The 17,353-nt window shown below is 65.6% G+C and carries 14 protein-coding genes; 8 read left to right on the top strand and 6 right to left on the bottom strand.

Going from position 1 to position 17,353, the window contains the following annotated elements; genetic code table 11:
• Positions 1–8 precede the first annotated feature (8 nt).
• Positions 9–1,418: an NCS1 family nucleobase:cation symporter-1 gene (locus PVW49_RS21115; RefSeq protein WP_274591520.1), complete on the bottom strand. Its 1,410-nt coding sequence runs from the start codon at positions 1,416–1,418 to the stop codon at positions 9–11.
• A gap of 202 nt (positions 1,419–1,620) precedes the next feature.
• Here PVW49_RS21115 and PVW49_RS21110 point away from each other — a divergent pair, with 202 nt between their 5' ends.
• A complete protein-coding gene (locus PVW49_RS21110; protein WP_074837463.1) occupies positions 1,621–2,298 on the top strand; it encodes a GntR family transcriptional regulator in 678 nt (225 codons plus the stop codon).
• A gap of 110 nt (positions 2,299–2,408) precedes the next feature.
• A complete protein-coding gene (locus tag PVW49_RS21105) occupies positions 2,409–3,542 on the top strand; it encodes an alkane 1-monooxygenase (RefSeq protein ID WP_274591519.1) in 1,134 nt (377 codons plus the stop codon).
• Positions 3,543–3,572: 30 nt separating this feature from the next.
• Here the strand turns inward: PVW49_RS21105 and serB are convergent, their stop codons facing one another.
• Complete coding sequence (gene serB / locus PVW49_RS21100; protein ID WP_048529053.1) at positions 3,573–4,442, bottom strand: phosphoserine phosphatase SerB; 870 nt, start codon at positions 4,440–4,442, stop codon at positions 3,573–3,575.
• A gap of 68 nt (positions 4,443–4,510) precedes the next feature.
• Complete coding sequence (locus PVW49_RS21095; RefSeq protein WP_274591518.1) at positions 4,511–6,130, bottom strand: FAD-dependent oxidoreductase; 1,620 nt, start codon at positions 6,128–6,130, stop codon at positions 4,511–4,513.
• Positions 6,131–6,429: 299 nt separating this feature from the next.
• On the opposite strand from PVW49_RS21095, the gene PVW49_RS21090 reads away from it, so the two are divergent.
• The 5 genes from PVW49_RS21090 (at position 6,430) to PVW49_RS21070 (ending at position 11,270) form a co-directional block, all read left to right on the top strand.
• Complete coding sequence (locus PVW49_RS21090; protein WP_274591517.1) at positions 6,430–7,584, top strand: phosphoserine transaminase; 1,155 nt, start codon at positions 6,430–6,432, stop codon at positions 7,582–7,584.
• Between the two features lie 2 nt (positions 7,585–7,586).
• Entirely contained in the window at positions 7,587–8,069 is a 483-nt protein-coding gene (locus tag PVW49_RS21085) for a hypothetical protein (protein WP_274591516.1), read from the top strand.
• A gap of 84 nt (positions 8,070–8,153) precedes the next feature.
• Entirely contained in the window at positions 8,154–9,752 is a 1,599-nt protein-coding gene (gene serA, locus PVW49_RS21080) for a phosphoglycerate dehydrogenase (protein ID WP_048529046.1), read from the top strand.
• A gap of 92 nt (positions 9,753–9,844) precedes the next feature.
• Positions 9,845–10,489: a hypothetical protein gene (locus tag PVW49_RS21075; RefSeq protein WP_274591515.1), complete on the top strand. Its 645-nt coding sequence runs from the start codon at positions 9,845–9,847 to the stop codon at positions 10,487–10,489.
• A 58-nt stretch (positions 10,490–10,547) separates the two neighbouring features.
• On the top strand, positions 10,548–11,270 hold the full coding sequence (locus PVW49_RS21070; protein WP_274591514.1) for a metallophosphoesterase family protein: 723 nt from the start codon (positions 10,548–10,550) through the stop codon (positions 11,268–11,270).
• Positions 11,271–11,283: 13 nt separating this feature from the next.
• Here the strand turns inward: PVW49_RS21070 and PVW49_RS21065 are convergent, their stop codons facing one another.
• From PVW49_RS21065 to PVW49_RS21055, 3 genes are read right to left on the bottom strand one after another with little or no spacing between them, the layout of a single operon-like run.
• Positions 11,284–12,411, bottom strand: a complete 1,128-nt coding sequence (locus tag PVW49_RS21065) for a saccharopine dehydrogenase family protein (RefSeq protein WP_274591513.1) — start codon at positions 12,409–12,411, stop codon at positions 11,284–11,286.
• Between the two features lie 3 nt (positions 12,412–12,414).
• The gene (locus PVW49_RS21060; RefSeq protein WP_274591512.1) at positions 12,415–13,470 is read right to left on the bottom strand and encodes a saccharopine dehydrogenase; all 1,056 of its coding nucleotides are present in this window, start codon (positions 13,468–13,470) and stop codon (positions 12,415–12,417) included.
• Positions 13,471–13,480: 10 nt separating this feature from the next.
• Positions 13,481–14,131, bottom strand: a complete 651-nt coding sequence (locus PVW49_RS21055; protein ID WP_048529038.1) for a histidine phosphatase family protein — start codon at positions 14,129–14,131, stop codon at positions 13,481–13,483.
• Between the two features lie 192 nt (positions 14,132–14,323).
• Between PVW49_RS21055 and fdhF the strand changes: the two genes are divergently transcribed.
• Positions 14,324–17,089, top strand: coding sequence for a formate dehydrogenase subunit alpha (gene fdhF / locus PVW49_RS21050; protein ID WP_274591511.1), 2,766 nt, complete (start codon positions 14,324–14,326; stop codon positions 17,087–17,089).
• The last annotated feature ends 264 nt before the right edge of the window (positions 17,090–17,353 follow it).

Here is a 17,353-nt window from a genome sequence, read left to right as displayed (position 1 = left end):
CAGGCGGCTTACTTGCAGCGCCACCAGTAGATCGCACCGCCCAGCGCCGCGCCGATGATCCAGGCATAGCCGGTGAGCGCACCCAGCGCCGGCACCCAGACCGTGGCCACCGAGAACACCGCGCCGATGCCAAAGGCCACCAGCGCATTGTCATGCCAGCCGTTGCCGTAGTGATAGGCACCACCCGACATGTTGTAGAGTTCGTCGCGGTTCAGCTTCTGCCGGCGGATCAGGTAGTAGTCGACCACCAGGATGCCATAGAGCGGTGCCAGCGTCGCGCCCAGGGTGTTGACGAAGCCGGAGATGCCGATCTCGCTGATCACTGCGGTCCAGAGCCCGCCGATCACCAGGGCAAAGCCCGAAGTGATGAGCCCGGCCTTGCGGAACCCGATGGTCTCGGGCGCCAGGTTGGCAATGCCGTTCACCGCCGGAATGAAGTTGGCCACGAGGTTGATGCCCACGGTGGCGGCAAAGAAGGTCACCGCCGCGATGATCCCCAGAATCACGCTATCGGTACGCCCGACGATCTCGGTCGGGTTGATGATCGCCTCGCCATAGACCACGGCGGCACCGGCGGTCGTCAGCAGGGCCAGCGCCGAAAACAGGATCATGTTGAACGGCAGCCCGGCGAGGTTGCCCTTGACCATGGCGCGCTTGTCCTTGGCATAGCGCGAAAAGTCCGAGAAGTTGATCATCACCGCCGCGAAATAGGCCACCATGGTGCCGACAATGGCGACAAAGCCCGCGAACTCGGTGCCCCAGGTGCCTTCGGGGTTGGCGAAAATGGTCTGCGCCTGGCTCAGCAGCTGGCCGTCGGACTTGATCCAGAGGACCACCACAAGCCCGATCATCACCGCATAGACAAAGGGGCCGGCAATGTTCAGGAAACCTTCGACCCAGCCCATACCGCGCCAGAAGATGACGATGTGGAACCCCCAGACCAGCACAAAGGACAGCCAGTCTACGGCCGTCAGCCCCAGCATCTCGGCCCCGCCGGTGATCCCGGTCAGCGAGCGGATCAGCAGCGCCAGGGCGGTCGAGGCGAAATAGACCTGCACCCCGTACCAGAACACCGCCACCACGGCGCGCAGCACCGCCGGCAGCTTGGCACCCTGGGTGCCCATGCTGGCGCGGGCAAAGACCGGATAGGGGATGCCGTATTTCTCGCCCGCCGCGCCCGACAGGTTGACGAGGAACATCACCATCAGCCCGGCGGTGATCAGCGCGGCAAAGGCGGTCCAGCCGCTGACCCCGTATGAGATGAACAGCGAGGCCACCAGCGAATAGCCGAACAGCGACTGGATGTCGTTGGCCCAGACGTTGAAGATGGCGAACCAGCCCCAGCTCTTTTCCTCTGCCGTGACCGGGCGCAGTGCGTCCTCGTCGGCGATCATTTCGGTGTGTGCGATTGTGTCCATCAGCGTGTTCCCTGTTGCTGTGCCGGGCCTGGAGACCCCGTGTCGCCCTGTTCGGACTTTTCTTTCGGCAAAACTGTTGATTCAGCAAATACCGCATATAACATGTTAGATAGAATGCTTCCCCAAGGGCACCATGACAATCACGAAGGGACTTTCAGCCTATGTTTGAAAATGCGGCGCTCGGAATCTGGACCTCCTGCCCATGAAAACGGCAGTTTCGACCCCGGCCCGCAATGGCAGCGGCGCCCTCACCCGCGCGGCCCATGAAACGCTGCGTGCGCATCTGCACGATGGCCGGCTTCGTGCCGGCGCCTTCCTGTCGATGCCGATGCTGGTCGAGACCCTCGGGCTGCCGCTTGCGGCGGTGCGCGAGGCGGTCAAACGAGCCGAGGCAGCGGGCCTGGTGACCGTGGTGCCGAAACGCGGCATCGCGGTGATGGAGGCCGACGCCGACACCACCCGCGAATGCCTCGACCTGCGGGCCGTGCTCGAGACCGAGGGCGCGCGGCGGCGGTTGCTGTGCGCCGGTCCGCCCGACCTGACCGAATTGCGCCGGCAGCATGAAGAGATGCTGGCCCGCGCCCGCCAGAGCCTGGCCAACGGCCTGCCGCGCCAGGCCATCGCCGTCGATCTGTCGTTGCACGACCGCCTGTCGGGCTGGCTCGATTCGGCGCTGATGACGCAGCTCTATGCCGACAACCGCAGCCGCATCGCCATCATCCAGAACGTCCGCCCCTTTCTGCCCGACCGGATCGTGCCGGCGATGGAGGAACATCTGCGGATCATCGCCGCGCTCGAGGCCGGCGACATCGGCCGGGCGACAGAAGCGATCCGCCAACACCTGCACCAGACCATGCGCTGGTGGGGGGTGGAGCCGTGACGCAACGAAAGCCGGCCGCCGGCCCCGCCGCTCTGGCCCCGGCGGGGGGCGGCGCCCTATAGTTGCCGCAATGGCGTGACAGAACCGCGCCGACAGTGATGACCGCGCCGATGACACCGACCAAGACCCCAACCGGCCTGCGTGCCGCCCTGCCCTTCTGGGCCTCTTTTCTGCTGGTCCCGCTGGCCTGGGTCTCGGCCCTCTGGGGCGGATGGGCGGTGTTCTTGTTGCCGCTCTGCACCTGGTATCTGTTCTCGGCGCTCGACGCGCTCACCGGGCTGAACCTCGACAATGCCGATCCCGCCACGCCGGAGGCGGCGCTGGGCTGGTACAAGCGCCTCACCTTGCTCTGGGTGCCGGTGCAATTTCTCACCCTCTACGGGCTGATCTGGTATGCCCCCCGCGCCGACCACCTGGGCACGCTCGAGCTGATCGGGCTCTTTGTCGGCGTCGGCGTGCTCACCGGCACCATCGGCATCAACTACAGCCACGAACTGATGCACCAGCGCAGCCGGCTGGAGCGCTGGCTGGGCGACATCCTTCTTGCCATGGTGCTTTATTCGCACTTCCGCTCGGAGCATCTGCTGGTGCACCACCGCTATGTCGGCACCCCGCGCGACCCGGTGACGGCGCGCTACAACGAGAACTTCCACCGCTTCTTTCCGCGCGTGCTGCGGCAATCGCTGAAATCCGCCTTCAAGGCCGAGGCCGCCATGCTCGCCCGCAAGGGCAAGCCCTGGCAGGACCGCGCCAACCCGTTCTGGCGCTACTGGGCGCTGCAAGCGCTGATGCTGGGTCTTGCCGTGCTGCTCTCCGGCTGGGTCGGCCTCGGCCTCTTCGTGCTCCAGGCCTTCACCGCGATCTGGCAGCTCGAACTGGTGAACTACGTCGAACACTACGGGCTGACGCGCAAACATCTGGGCGCGGGCAAATACGAACATGTCCAGCCCCGCCACAGCTGGAACGCGGCGCAGAAGGCGTCGAACTGGCTGCTGATCAACCTGCAACGGCATTCGGACCACCACTACAAGCCCGACCGGCGATTTCCGCTGCTACAAACCTATGGCGAAGACGAGGCGCCGCAGCTGCCCTACGGCTATCCGGTGATGACCATCGCCGCCCTGATCCCGCCGCTCTGGCGCCGGGTGATGAACCCCCGCGTGCGCCTCTGGCGCCGGACCTTCTATCCCGAAATCGAGGACTGGCGCCCCTACAACAAGGCGCTCAACCCGCCCCCGCGTTAGGCCGCGGATCGCTTCCTGGGGCGATGCAATTCAGCCGGCAAACTCTGTCTTGGCATAGCCCTGCACAAAAAGCAGCGCGGTCAGATCGCCATGATTGATGCGAATGTCGCATTCCGCCGCCACCACCGGCTTGGCATGCAGCGCCACCCCGGCGCCGGCGCGATGCAGCATGCCCAGATCGTTGGCGCCGTCGCCCACGGCGATCACATCCGCCTCGGAAATCTCCAGCCGCGCGGTGATCTCTTCCAGCGCCTGGACCTTGGCCTCGCGGCCGAGGATCGGCCGACCGACCTCGCCGGAGAGCGCGGCATCGGCCACGATCAGCGTATTGGCGCGGTTCTCATCAAAGCCGAGCTGTTCGGCCACCCGGGCGGTGAAGGCGGTGAACCCGCCGGAGACCAGCGCGCAATAGGCGCCATTGGCCTTCATCGTCGCGATCAACGCCGGGCCGCCGGGCATCAGGGTGATCCGGCTGTCCAGAACCTGCGCGATAATCGCCTCGGGCAGACCTTTCAGAAGGCCGACCCGTTCGGTCAGCGCACCTTCGAAATCCAGCTCGCCGTTCATCGCCCGCGCGGTGATCTCCTTGACCCGCGCACCGACGCCGGCCTCGTCGGCCAGCTCGTCGATGCATTCCTGCTGGATCATGGTGCTGTCCATGTCGGCCAGGAGCATCTTCTTGCGCCGCCCCGCTTCGGGCTGGACCACCAGGTCGATGCCAAGCGCCTGCATGTCCTCCCAGACCTGCCAGCGGTTCTCCGGCAGGGTCTCGAGCGGGAATTCCGCCGCCTCGTCGGGGGCGAGCCATTGCAGCGCGCCGCCCCCCCAGGCATTGCGCAGGGCCTCGGCGGCGGCGGGGTCCAGCTGGCCGGGTCTGGCGATCAAAGTGGTGACATACATGGCGGCACTCCTTGCTTGCGCCTGCCCCTACCCCAGCGCGCGGCGAAACGCCACTGCCCTTGCGCCTGTCAGGCCGCGGATTCCTCTTGTGCGGGCCCGGCCCGGCGGCGTTCGAAATACTCGCGCACCGGCGGCATCGCTTCGTGCAGGCGGCGGAAATCCTCGGCCCCGATCATCAACACCAGCGAATCCTCGAGCGCCCGCACCGTGCCGGTGCGCAGCCCGTTGCCAAAAAGCACCCGGTCGCCGAAATGCCCGCCCGGCGCGATATGGTGCAGCGCCTCGGTGCCGTCGTCGTTGCGGTACCGAAGCTCGAAAGCGCCTTCGAGCACGGCATAAAATCCATCCGCGCGGTTGCCCTCTTCGAACACCCGGTCCCCGGCGCGGTAGCGCAGATAGCGCGTGCCCGGCCCCTGGCGGATGCCGGTCTGCACCGTCGAACGGCCGACCATGGAATCCAGAAGCCACTGCATGCCGACCCGCACCTTGGTGGCGAACCCGGGCAGGAAACCGAGGTAATAGGCGCGCCACAACAGCCAGGCGGGCAGGCCAGCAAAACGCAGGCCATATACCTCGGCCACCCCGCGATGGCCGCCGAGCGAGGCCAGCGCCCCTTTGGAGCGATAGACAAAGGGCGCCAGCTCGCGGCCGTGCAGCGCCGCCTTCAGATTGCGTGCCAGCGTTCGCGCTTCCCGCACCGCGAATTGCGCGGTGGGCGGGGCAAAATCGGCGCGGTCGCGGGCATTCTCGACCAGCGGAATCTGCGCCGCGTCACCCAGCGACCAGATATTCTCATGGCCCTCGATGCGCAGCCTTCGGTCGACGCGCAGCCGGCCCCGGTCATTCGGCAGGCCCAGCCCCCGGATCAGCGGCGAGGGCGCATTGCCGATGGTGGCCACGATGGTGCGGGTTCCGATCACCTCGCCCGAGGTGGTGACCATGGCGGTGCCCGTGGCCTCGGTGATGCCGGTGTTCAGCAGGACCCGAGCACCGCGCTTTTGCAGCTGTTTCGTCGCATAGGCGGCCAGCGACGCCGGCAATTCGCCCAGCAGTCGGTCGGCGAATTCGACGACCTGCACGTTGATCTCGCGCTTGTCGATATTCGGATAGAACACCAGCGACTTGTGGATCAGCTCCAGCATCTCGCCTGCGGTTTCGACACCGGAAAAACCGCCGCCGATCACGGTAAAGGTCAAAAGTTCCTTCTTCACCTCGGGCAACGCGGTGATGTCGGCATGCTCGAGCTTGTCGATCACGTGGTTGCGCAGGGTCAGCGCGTCGCTCAGCGTCTTCATCGTCAGCGCATGCGCCGCGAGGCCGGGCACCCGCGACAGATCCGACACCTGCCCCAGCGCCAGTACGAGGTGATCGTAGGGCACCTCGGTGTAACGCCGCTGCAAGCCCTGGAAGATGATCACCACCTTGCGCGCGGTGTCGATGTCGTGGATCTGCGCCTGCCGCACCCGCACGCCCGGCAAGAGCCGGCGCAACGGCGCCACCGCATCCCTGACCGAAATGCTGCCGGCCGCCACCTCTGGCAGAAGCGGCTGAAAGGTAAAGAAATTCACCTCGTTGATAAGCTCGATCTCGGCACCCTTGCCAAGGCTGCGCGACAGCTCTCGTGCCGCGAACATACCGGCGAATCCACCGCCGAGAATGAGAATGCGTTGGGTCGGGGACGGTGCCATTGGGGCGTTCTCCACGTCAGGGGCCGGTCGCGCCGGGCCCGGGTGCCGGGCCGTGGCCACGTATTGATAGCGCTAACGTGATGTACAGGCACCGCAGCGATTCGTAAAACAAATTTTTTACGCGCGTAAACTAAATGCCATTGGTCCGCGTTTCCGATCGGAACGCCCGCGCGCCGCTTCCGGCACCGAATCCGTCGCATGCGCGCAAAATACCTGTTGCCGGATGATCTTTCTGGCCGTATGTCCGGCGGCGGGACACCCCTCCCCAACGAGGGGCGCTTATCTGGAAGGGTAGCTACATGGCTATGCAAAAACCGGCCGCGCGGCCGACGAATCCGCGTTTCTCCTCGGGCCCCTGCGCCAAAATCCCCACATTCGATCTGGCAAACCTGTCCGACGCGCCTCTGGGCCGCTCGCACCGGGCCGCCGTGGGCAAGGCGAAGCTGAAAGCCGCCATCGAGGAAACCCGCGACATTCTTGGCATTCCGGCCGACTACAAGATCGGCATCGTGCCCGCCTCTGACACCGGCGCCGTCGAAATGGCGTTGTGGTCGCTCTTGGGCGCACGCAAGGCCACCATGTGCGCCTGGGAAAGCTTTGGCGCCGGCTGGGTCACCGATGTGGTCAAGCAGCTCAAGATCGACGCCGAGGTGAAGACCGCCGACTATGGCGAGATCGTCGACATGGCCGCAGTGGATTACGACACCGACGTCGTCTTTACCTGGAACGGCACCACCTCGGGCGTGCGCATGCCCTCGGGCGATGCGATCCCGGCCGACCGCGAAGGCCTGACCATCTGCGACGCCACCTCGGCCGCCTTTGCCCAGGACCTGCCCTGGGACAAGCTGGATGTGACCACCTTCTCATGGCAGAAGGTACTGGGCGGCGAAGCGGCGCATGGCATGCTGATCCTGTCTCCCCGCGCCGTCGAACGGCTGGAAAGCTACACCCCGGCCTGGCCCCTTCCCAAGATTTTCCGCCTGACCAAGAGCGGCAAGCTGATCGACGGCATCTTCGAGGGCGCCACGATCAACACCCCGTCGATGCTGGCAGTCGAAGATTACCTGGTGGCGCTCGACTGGGCGCGCTCGGTCGGCGGGCTCAAGGGGCTCATCGCGCGGGCGGATGCCAATGCCCGGGCGATCTTCGATTTCTGCGACGCCAACGACTGGATCGCCAATCTGGCAGAGGATGCGGCCACCCGCTCGAACACCTCGGTCTGCCTGAAGTTCACCGATGACCGCATCACCGACGGCGCGGCCTTCGCCAAGGCCGTGGCCAAGCGGCTCGAGGCCGAAGGCGTGGCGCTTGACGTCGGCGCCTATCGCGATGCCCCGGCCGGGCTGCGCATCTGGTGCGGTGGCACGGTCGAGACAGCGGACATCGAGGCGATGCTGCCCTGGCTGGCCTGGGCCTACGAGGACACGCTCGCCGCGCAGACCGAGGCGGCCTGACCATGGGCGTCGGTCCCGTTGTTCCACGGCTCCTCGAGTTCGTGCGCAGCATCGGGATCGAGGTTCGGACCTGCACCCTGGAGCACGAGACCTTTCTTCCCGGTCTCGACATCCAGGGCGGCGCATTACTCGTCGATCTCGATCGCCTGGCCTATCCCGGAGACATTCTCCACGAGGCCGGTCATATCGCAGTCGCCGATGAAGAGCGCCGCATGCAGCCGGTCCTGAGGCCCACCAAGGCCGAGGAGATGGCGGCTGCCGCATGGTCCTTTGCCGCGGCGCGCCACCTGAACCTGCCGGTCGAGGTGGTGTTTCACGAGCATGGCTATCAGGACGGCGCCGAGGCGCTGATCACCGCCTTCTCGAACGGCACCGGCCCCGGACTGCCCCTGCTGATCTGGTTCGGCGTCACCGCCCACCCGCATGGCCAGCAACCCGGCACCGCCACGCAGCCCTATCCGCTAATGGATCGCTGGTTGCGCTGAGACATCACGGCCCGCCCCGCCGGGCGGCCTTTTCACCACACAGCTCACATACCGGCAGCGCCGGTTCCTAGAAGGGTTTACACCATGACCGCACCCAAAGTTCTCATCTCCGACAAACTCTCGGAAGCCGCCGTCCAGATCTTCCGCGACCGGGGCATCGACGTCGATTTCCAGCCCGATCTCGGCAAAGACAAGGACAAGCTCGCCGAGGTGATCGGCCAGTATGACGGCCTCGCCATCCGTTCGGCCACCAAGGTGACCGAGAAAATCCTCGAGAACGCCACCAACCTCAAGGTGATCGGCCGCGCCGGTATCGGCACCGACAATATCGACAAGCCCGCCGCCTCGAAAAAGGGCGTGATCGTGATGAACACGCCTTTCGGCAACATGATCACCACCGCCGAACATGCCATTGCGATGATGTTCGCCGTCGCCCGCCAGATCCCCGAGGCCAGCGATTCGACCCATGCCGGCAAATGGGAAAAGTCCAAGTTCATGGGTGTCGAGCTAACCAACAAGACCCTGGGCGTGATCGGCGCCGGCAACATCGGCGGCATCGTCTGCGACCGCGCCCGCGGCCTGAAAATGAAGGTCGTGGCCTTCGACCCCTATCTGAGCCAGGAAAAGGCCGACAAGATGGGTGTCGAGAAGGTGGAACTGGACGAGCTTCTCAAGCGCGCCGATTTCATCACCCTGCACGTGCCGCTGACCGATGGCACCCGCAACATCCTGAGCCGCGAAAACCTCGCCAAGACCAAGAAGGGCGTGCGGATCATCAATTGTGCCCGTGGCGGCCTGGTCGACGAAGAGGCGCTGGCTGATGCGCTCAAGGACGGCCATGTCGCCGGCGCGGCCTTTGACGTCTTTTCGGAAGAGCCGGCCAAGGAAAACCCGCTGTTCAACCTGCCGAATGTGGTCTGCACCCCGCACCTTGGCGCGGCAACCACCGAAGCGCAGGAGAACGTGGCACTGCAAGTGGCCGAGCAGATGTCGAACTATCTGCTGACCGGCGCGGTCGAGAATGCGCTCAACATGCCGTCGGTGACCGCCGAGGAAGCCAAGGTCATGGGCCCCTGGGTCAAGCTGGCCGGCCACCTGGGTTCGTTCATCGGCCAGATGACGGACGAGCCGATCAAGGCGATCAACATCCTCTACGACGGCTCGGTCGCCGAGATGAACCTGGCGGCGCTGAACTGCGCCACCATCGCCGGCATCATGAAACGCGCCAACCCCGAGGTGAACATGGTTTCGGCGCCGGTGATCGCCGAAGAGCGCGGCGTCAAGATCTCGACCACCAACCAGCACAAGTCGGGCGCCTTCGACGGCTATGTCAAGGTGACCGTGGTGACCGACAAGCGCGAGCGCTCGATCGCCGGCACCGTCTTCTCGGACGGCAAGCCGCGGTTCATCCAGATCAAGGGCATCAACATCGACGCCGAGATCGGCGAGCACATGCTCTATACCTCGAACGAGGACATGCCGGGCATCATCGGCACCCTGGGCGCTACCATGGGCGAGAACGGCGTCAACATCGCCAACTTCACCCTTGGCCGTCACGACAAGGGCGGCGAAGCCATCGCGCTGCTCTATGTCGATGATGCGGTTCCGGGCCCGGTGCTCGACAAGCTGACCGCCACCGGCATGTTCCGGCAGGTCAAACCGCTGGCCTTCGACGTCGCCTGAGCCGGCACCCGAGCAAAAAAATCGCGACGCCGCCCTTTCCGGGCGGCGTTTTGCATTGGGCTCTGCTACTCTGGTGCCGTAAAGGGGGCCACTTGCCGCGTCCACGTCCTGCCACGATCATCCGACTCGTTGTCCTGATCGCCCTGCTGGTACTGGCCAACCGCTACCTGCAAGGTTTCTTCGCCATGCTCGAGGAGGATTTCGCCTCGGCCGATCCGCGCATGCTGCGCCGGCTGGCGATCACCGCGCTACTGCTTTATGCGCTGTCTCTTGCCCTGCCCTTCGTTCCGGGCGTCGAGATCGGGCTGATGCTGATGGCGGCCGCCGGACCCGAAATGGGCTATCTGGTCTCTCTCTGCACCGTCATCGGCCTCTGCATCGCCTTCGTTGCCGGTCGGCTTGTGCCGCCTCTGGTGCTGGCGCGCCTGGCCGGAGAATTCGGCCTGCGCCGCGCCGAGGCGTTTCTCACCCGCTTCGCGGCGCTGCCACGAGACGAAGTCTTTCCCACCCTGGTGGCGGCCGCGCCCAACCGTTTCGCGGCCGTCCTGCTGCGCCAGCGCTACCTGGCGCTGGCGTTGTTGCTCAACATGCCGGGCAATTTCGTCCTCGGCGGCGGTGGCGGCATCGCCATGATGGCCGGGCTCAGCCGGGTTTTCTCGCCGCCGCTCTTTTTGCTCATGACAATGCTGGCGGTTGCCCCGGTGCCGCTCGCCATAGCCTGGTTCGGCGGCAATTGAAAAGCCGGATGCAGCGCCCCCGGCAAGCTGTTAAGCCTCGTGGAAAAGGGGGCGCGCGATGAAACCGATCTATGCCATTGGCGATATACACGGACAATTCGACATGCTCTGCCAGGCGCTCGAATGGATCGATGCCGATGGCGGGCCCGAGGCCCGCGTGGTGTTTCTCGGCGATCTGGTCGACCGGGGGCCGGATTCCTTTGGCGTCATCGAACTTCTGATCCGGGGCATGGAGGAAGGCCGCGACTGGGTGCCGCTCCTGGGCAATCACGACCGCATGTTCCGCCGCTTTCTCGAGGACGGCACCCGGCATGACACCCGCATCCTGTCGGGCCGGGGCTGGCTGCATCCGGCCCTTGGCGGGCCGATGACGCTGGCGTCCTACGGCGTCGAGACCGGCGAGGACCGGCCGGATGACGCGATTCTGGCCGACGCCCGCGCCCGCGTACCGGAGGCTCACTGCCGCTTTCTGAACGACCGCAAGACGCTGCACCGCGAGCCCGGGCTGATCTTTGTCCATGCCGGCCTGCGCCCCGGGGTGCCGGTCGATCAGCAGGACGAGGATGATCTGGTCTGGATCCGAGAGACCTTTCTCAACGAGACCCGGCCTTTCGAGGCGTTGGTGGTGCATGGCCACACCGCCATCGAGGCCGCCACGCATTACGGCAACCGGGTCAACCTCGACACCGGGGCCGGCTATGGCCGGCCGCTCACCGTGGGCGTTTTCGAAGGCGATACGGTCTATACGCTGTCCGAATTCGGCCGCGCCGCCCTGAGCTGACCACCCGGGAGGATCAGCTGTGATCGACCACCGCCAGATGCTGCGCCAGCCGGTCGATCTCGCCCAACCATTGCGCCACGGTCACCGGGTCGGAGGGCGCGGCCTGCACCCCGGCCGGCAAGACTCCCGCCTGCGCCGCTTCGACAGCCAGTGACACCGGCACCGAGACCAGTCGCGCCATGGCGCTGCCGCGCGCGTCGCCCCAGGCGTCCATCACATAGGTCTTGTGCCAGACCGACCCGGAGCTGTCCGAGGCCGAGAGCGAGACGCACATGACCACCCGGTCGGGCTCATCCTCGCCATAGGCATTCTCGGCCCAGAAGGCATCCGACATCTCGCGCAGCCGCGCCTCGCTCGCACTTTCGATCTCGTCGAACACCGGCGCCCAAGCGTCGGCCCAGCCGTTGAGCCGCAGGGTGCCGCGCACGAAGGTTTCGAGCCGCCAGGTCGGATCAAACCGGTATTCCTCGACAAAGGGCAGCGAATCGCGGTTGGGATAGACCTCGAAGGTCTCGGGGCTGGGCAGCGGCGCCTGGTAATGGCCCAGCGCGTCCCAGGGCCGCGCGACCTCGTAGGGCCGATAATTGCGGATCGATTTCGACGGGCTTTTCAGCGCCTTGAGCACGCCCAGCGGCGACCAGGAAAACTTGTAGCGGAAGGGGTTCGGATGCTTCGGAACGCCGCCGCAATAGCTGTGGAAATTCAGCGCATTGGAGGCGTCGCAGCGCGGGCTGGCGCGGTAGTCGGCAACCAACGCATGGGCCATCAGGTGATCGATCCCGGGATCGAGGCCGACCTCGCCCACAAGGCTCACCCCCTTGATCTGCGCCTTGGCATGCAGCGCCCGCATCTGCGGCGAAATATAGCTCGACGAGACGAAATGCGCGCCCCGGGCCAGCGCCAGCTCGGCCAGCGGCACATGCCAGTCGACGGGGAGCATCGAGACGATCACATCCTCGGGCTGAACCTCGGCGTCGAGAGCCTGCTGATCGAAGGTCTTGATCCGGTCGGTCAGGTCGCCCACCGCATCCTGCGCCTTGTCCGCCGTGCGGTTCCAGACGGTGACTTCGTGTCCGGCCTCGATCAGCCGCCGCAGGCCCGGAATGGCCGAGAGGCCGGTGCCGCACCAATGGATCGTCATGCCTTACACCTCGCTGATATGCCGGTCGAACTCTGCCTTGGCACGGCCCCAGACACCAGCCTCGAGATCGCCCAGCGTCAGCAGCGAGGGCAGCAGTTGCGCCGCGTAATCCTGCGAACTTTCCACCGGCAGCATCGACGGCAGATTGTCGATCGCGGTGACATCCAGCGGCGGGGCGTCCTGCACCCGCAGCGCCGGTCTGTCCCAGGTCGTGGTGCGGTCATAGACCTTGATCGGGGAAAAATCGCTGTCGGGATCGCAGGCGATATCGCCGATCACCCGCAACCGGCGCGGCGCGGTCCGGGCGCTGGCGGGTACAAAGACCGGCGTGCCGGGGCGGGCCAGGATGCAGTTGAGAAAGATGTCATGGTCGAGCACCTCGGGAAACGGCCCGCCATGGGCGGTTTCCGCCATGTCCCAGGTGGTGACCCGCACGCCCATGGCATCGCAGAGATCCGCCGCGCCGGACCCGACCCGGCCCAGCGCGCCGATCACCATGGCATCGGGGCGCGGCCTGCCGGTGGCCGAAAGCCTCTCTTCCAACTCGGCCCTGAGACGCGCGGCCGAGGGGTGGGTTGCGACCGGACCGCAAATGCCGCCGTCCTGCTGCGCCGCCCAGCAGCGCAGCGCCACCGCCGCTCCGGCAAAGCCCGCCCAATAGCCAAAGGCCGCGACCCGCCGGCCGGCGTCATCAACCAGGTATTCGAGATCATAGAGCGTGCCGCCGCCGGCCCTGAACCGCCGCAAGAGCACCTGGCCCGCCGGCTGGCCCTTGTAGGCATGGCCGAACAGGATGTGATGATGATGCAGCGGCGTGCCATCCTCGGGCAGCTCCTTCAGACCGAAGATCACGGCGTCGTCCGGCGCCTCGGCCCAGCTGTTTTCGGCCGCGATCTCGCAGCCCGCCGCGCGGTAGCCGTCGAGGCCAATGGCCCGGACCGAGCTTTGCTCGACCGTCACCCGCACCCCCGCCGCCAGCAATGCCGCCGCGCCGTCGGGGGTGAGGCCCACCCGTTCCTCGTTGGCGCGCTGTTCGGCGCGGACCCAGAGATGTGTCATGCCGCTTTCCTCAGATGAATGTCCGCGCATGGGCGCGGTCGGGAGCCGCCAGATGCGGCACCGCATTGTAGACCGAAAGCATCAGGTGGCCGTGCACATATTCGATCTCGGTCACCGATGAATTGCGCAGCAGGAACATCAGCCGGGTCATTTCCGGGATGTCCAGCCGCAGCACCTGACGCAGCACCATCGAGATCAGCCCGCCCGAGGTGATCACCAGTGACCGGCCGCCGGCGCGCAGGATGTCATCCACCGCGCCCTGCGCCCGGTCCTCGAAATCGGCAAACCGCTCCGGCGCGTCGGCAAAGGCATCCTCGCGCCAGAATTCCATCAGCTGCGGGATGTTGCGGGCAAACTCCTCGGGGCTTTGCGGTGCCGGCAGGTCCTTTTCCAGCTCGGCCAGCCGGGCGATGGTGAAATAGTCGAACTCGTTCAGCCGCGCGTCGATCTGCGGCGCGTCGTGGCCCATGCCGCGCGCGGTCGCCAGATGGCGCGACATGTCGCCGGCCCAGACGTGATCGAACTGCGCCTGCGTCTCGTGCAGGTACTGGCCGAGCCAGGCCGCCTGCTGCTGGCCAAGCTCAGAGAGCCGGTCGTAATCCTCGGCCGTGGTGGCGTGGGTGTTGGCCTGTCCATGGCGAATGAGGGTGATATGGGTCATGCGGGGCCTTTTCGCGGTTTTCCCCTAGTTACCGAGCCTTGGCGCGGGTGGAAAGTGCGGCCGGAGGCAAAAGGCGGCAGGCGTCCGCTATCGGAAACCTCGGCGCCGCATATTCCCGTGCAGGTGTCGGGATTGACCCTGACCCCAGGCAGCGATCATGGTGTATTCCACCCTGACACGGGAGGAATACGCATGTCCGACACGATCCGATTCACGCTGGATGGCCGCGAGGTCGAGGCGCAGCCCGGCGAAACCATCTGGGAGGTGGCCCATGGCCGTGGGCTGGTGATTCCGCACCTGTGCCACAAGCCGGCGCCGGGCTATCGCCCCGACGGCAATTGCCGCGCCTGCATGGTCGAGGTCGAGGGCGAGCGCACGCTGGTCGCCTCCTGCATCCGCGAACCTTCCGAGGGCATGAAGGTCACCACCGACAGCGCCCGCGCCAAATCGGCCCGCAAGATGGTGATCGAGATGCTGGTCGCCGATCAGCCCGAACGCGATGTCGCGCATGACAGCGCGTCGCATCTCTGGGACATGGCCGACCAGGCCGGCGTCCGCGAAAGCCGCCTGCCCACGCTGGAGGCCGGGCGCATTCCGCTGCTCGACGACAGCCATGTGGCGATGCGGGTCAACCTCGATGCCTGCATCCAGTGCAACCTTTGCGTCCGCGCCTGCCGCGAAGTGCAGGTCAATGACGTGATCGGCATGGCCGGGCGCGGCCATGATGCCTATCCGGTGTTCGATTTCGACGATCCGATGGGCGAAAGCACCTGCGTCGCCTGCGGCGAATGCGTGCAGGCCTGCCCCACCGGGGCATTGATCGAGGCCTCGGTCGTCGATGCAGCGCAGGTCGGCGACAGCAAGGATTTCGACGAAGAGGTGCGCTCGGTCTGCCCGTTCTGCGGCGTCGGCTGTCAGGTCTCGCTCAAGGTCAAGGACAACAAGGTCAAATACGTTGACGGGGTGAACGGCCCGGCCAACGAAGGGCGGCTCTGCGTCAAGGGCCGCTTCGGCTTCGACTATATCCACCATCCCCACCGGCTGACCAAGCCGCTGATCCGGCGCGAGGATGCACCGGCGAAGGGGCTGAATGTCGACCCCGGCGATCTCGCGTCGCATTTCCGCGAGGCGACCTGGGATGAGGCTCTGGACGCGGCGGCCAACGGCCTCAAGGGCCGCGGCCGCGAGGTGGCGGGCTTCGGCTCGGCCAAATGCACCAACGAAGAGGCCTATCTGTTCCAGAAGTTCATCCGCCAGGGGTTCGGCCATAACAATGTCGACCATTGCACCCGGCTTTGCCATGCCTCCTCGGTCGCGGCGCTGATGGAGAACGTCGGCTCCGGCGCGGTGACGGCCACGTTCAACGAGATCGAGAACGCCGATGTCGCCATCGTCATCGGCGCCAACCCGGTCGAGAACCACCCCGTCGCCGCCACCTTCTTCAAGCAGTTCACCAAACGCGGCGGCAAGCTGATCGTGATGGATCCACGTGGCGTCGGGCTGAAACGCCACGCCAGCCATCGCTTGCAGTTCCGCCCCGGCACCGATGTCTCGATGCTGAATGCGATCATGCATGTGATCGTCCAGGAAGAGCTCTACGACCGACAGTATATCGAGGCCTTCACCGAGAACTGGGACGCCGAGAAGGCGCATCTGGCGAATTTCCCGCCCGAGAAGATGGCCGAGGTCTGCGGCATCGAGGCCGAGGTGCTGCGCGACGTGGCCCGGACCTTTGCCAGGGCCAAGGCGGCAATGATCTTCTGGGGCATGGGCATCAGCCAGCACATCCACGGCACCGACAATTCGCGCTGCCTGATTTCGCTGGCGCTGATGACCGGACATATCGGCCGTCCCGGCACCGGGCTGCACCCCCTGCGCGGCCAGAACAACGTGCAGGGCGCCTCGGATGCAGGGCTGATCCCGATGTTCCTGCCGGATTACCAGAGCGTCGAGGATGACGGCGTGCGCTCGGCCTTCCACGAGGTCTGGCGCGATGGCGAGATTTCCGGCCAGAAGGGGCTGACCGTGGTCGAGATCATGGACGCGGTGCACGACGGCCAGATCAAGGCGATGTACATCCTCGGCGAAAACCCGGCGATGTCGGACCCGGATGTGGAACATGCCCGCGATGCCCTGGCCAAGCTCGATCATCTGGTGGTGCAGGATATTTTCCTGACCGAGACGGCGAATTACGCCGATGTGATCCTGCCGTCCTCGGCGTTTTACGAAAAGACCGGCACCGTGACCAACACCAACCGCCAGGTGCAGATGGGCCGCCCTGCCGTCACCCCGCCGGGTGAGGCCCGCGAGGATTGGGAGATTACTGTCGCGCTGGCGAAACGTTGCGGGTTGAACTGGCACTACGAGAGCCCGCGCGACGTGTTCGACGAGATGAAGCTCAACATGAACTCGCTGGCCAATATCACCTGGGAGCGGCTCGAGGCCGAGAATGTCGTGATGTATCCGGCCCTGTCCGAAACCGATCCCGGCCAGCCCGTGGTCTTTGGCGACGGCTTCCCGCGCGCCGAGGGCCGGGCCAAGTTCACCCCGGCCAGCATCGTGGCGCCGGATGATGTGCCCGATGCGGACTATCCGATGATCCTGACGACCGGGCGGCAGCTCGAGCATTGGCACACCGGTTCGATGACCCGGCGCAGCCTCGTGCTGGACGCAGTGGAGCCGGAGGCGAATTGCTCGCTGCATCCCGCGACCCTGCGCAAGCTGGGGGTGGAGCCCGGCGGCATGGTGCGGCTGACCACCAAGCGCGGCGCGATCACCGTCATGGCGCGGGCCGACCGGGCGATCGCGCCGGACATGGTGTTCCTGCCCTTCGCCTATGTCGAGGCGGCGGCGAATATCCTGACCAACCCGGCGCTCGATCCCTACGGCAAGATCCCCGAGTTCAAGTTCTCGGCGGTGCGGGTGGAAAAGGCCGGGGATGCGCTGGCGGCGGAATAGCCGCTGTACCGTCCATTGAACGCATGCGTTAGGCAAACTATGGATTGTCTAACGCGTCTCTACAGACGGTGAAGGCTGGAGGTTTTTGAACTCCAAACTCAGTCCGCGAGTTTCTCTTGCCTAACCGAAGAAACACAGTCTTTATTGCCGCCATGGTAAATGCTGTTTTCATTCAAAACCCACAAAGTATTTACAAAGATCGCCCGGGAGAAGCCTATCATTTTGACCTGCCACGGAACTTTCATCCAACCGCGACCGGAGCCC

The sequence above is a fragment of the Marinovum sp. PR37 genome, from assembly GCF_028807375.1.
In the GTDB taxonomy this organism is placed as follows: domain Bacteria; phylum Pseudomonadota; class Alphaproteobacteria; order Rhodobacterales; family Rhodobacteraceae; genus Marinovum; species Marinovum algicola.
The sequence above is the reverse complement of the archived record's forward strand: the minus strand, read 5'-3'. Positions and strand labels throughout refer to the sequence as shown.

Coding starts and splice junctions, on each gene's coding strand:
- PVW49_RS21115 (WP_274591520.1), bottom strand. CDS start 1,418: ATGGACACAATCGCACACACCGAAATGATCGCCGACGAGGACGCACTG.
- PVW49_RS21110 (WP_074837463.1), top strand. CDS start 1,621: ATGAAAACGGCAGTTTCGACCCCGGCCCGCAATGGCAGCGGCGCCCTC.
- PVW49_RS21105 (WP_274591519.1), top strand. CDS start 2,409: ATGACACCGACCAAGACCCCAACCGGCCTGCGTGCCGCCCTGCCCTTC.
- serB (WP_048529053.1), bottom strand. CDS start 4,442: ATGTATGTCACCACTTTGATCGCCAGACCCGGCCAGCTGGACCCCGCC.
- PVW49_RS21095 (WP_274591518.1), bottom strand. CDS start 6,130: ATGGCACCGTCCCCGACCCAACGCATTCTCATTCTCGGCGGTGGATTC.
- PVW49_RS21090 (WP_274591517.1), top strand. CDS start 6,430: ATGGCTATGCAAAAACCGGCCGCGCGGCCGACGAATCCGCGTTTCTCC.
- PVW49_RS21085 (WP_274591516.1), top strand. CDS start 7,587: ATGGGCGTCGGTCCCGTTGTTCCACGGCTCCTCGAGTTCGTGCGCAGC.
- serA (WP_048529046.1), top strand. CDS start 8,154: ATGACCGCACCCAAAGTTCTCATCTCCGACAAACTCTCGGAAGCCGCC.
- PVW49_RS21070 (WP_274591514.1), top strand. CDS start 10,548: ATGAAACCGATCTATGCCATTGGCGATATACACGGACAATTCGACATG.
- PVW49_RS21065 (WP_274591513.1), bottom strand. CDS start 12,411: ATGACGATCCATTGGTGCGGCACCGGCCTCTCGGCCATTCCGGGCCTG.
- PVW49_RS21060 (WP_274591512.1), bottom strand. CDS start 13,470: ATGACACATCTCTGGGTCCGCGCCGAACAGCGCGCCAACGAGGAACGG.
- PVW49_RS21055 (WP_048529038.1), bottom strand. CDS start 14,131: ATGACCCATATCACCCTCATTCGCCATGGACAGGCCAACACCCACGCC.
- fdhF (WP_274591511.1), top strand. CDS start 14,324: ATGTCCGACACGATCCGATTCACGCTGGATGGCCGCGAGGTCGAGGCG.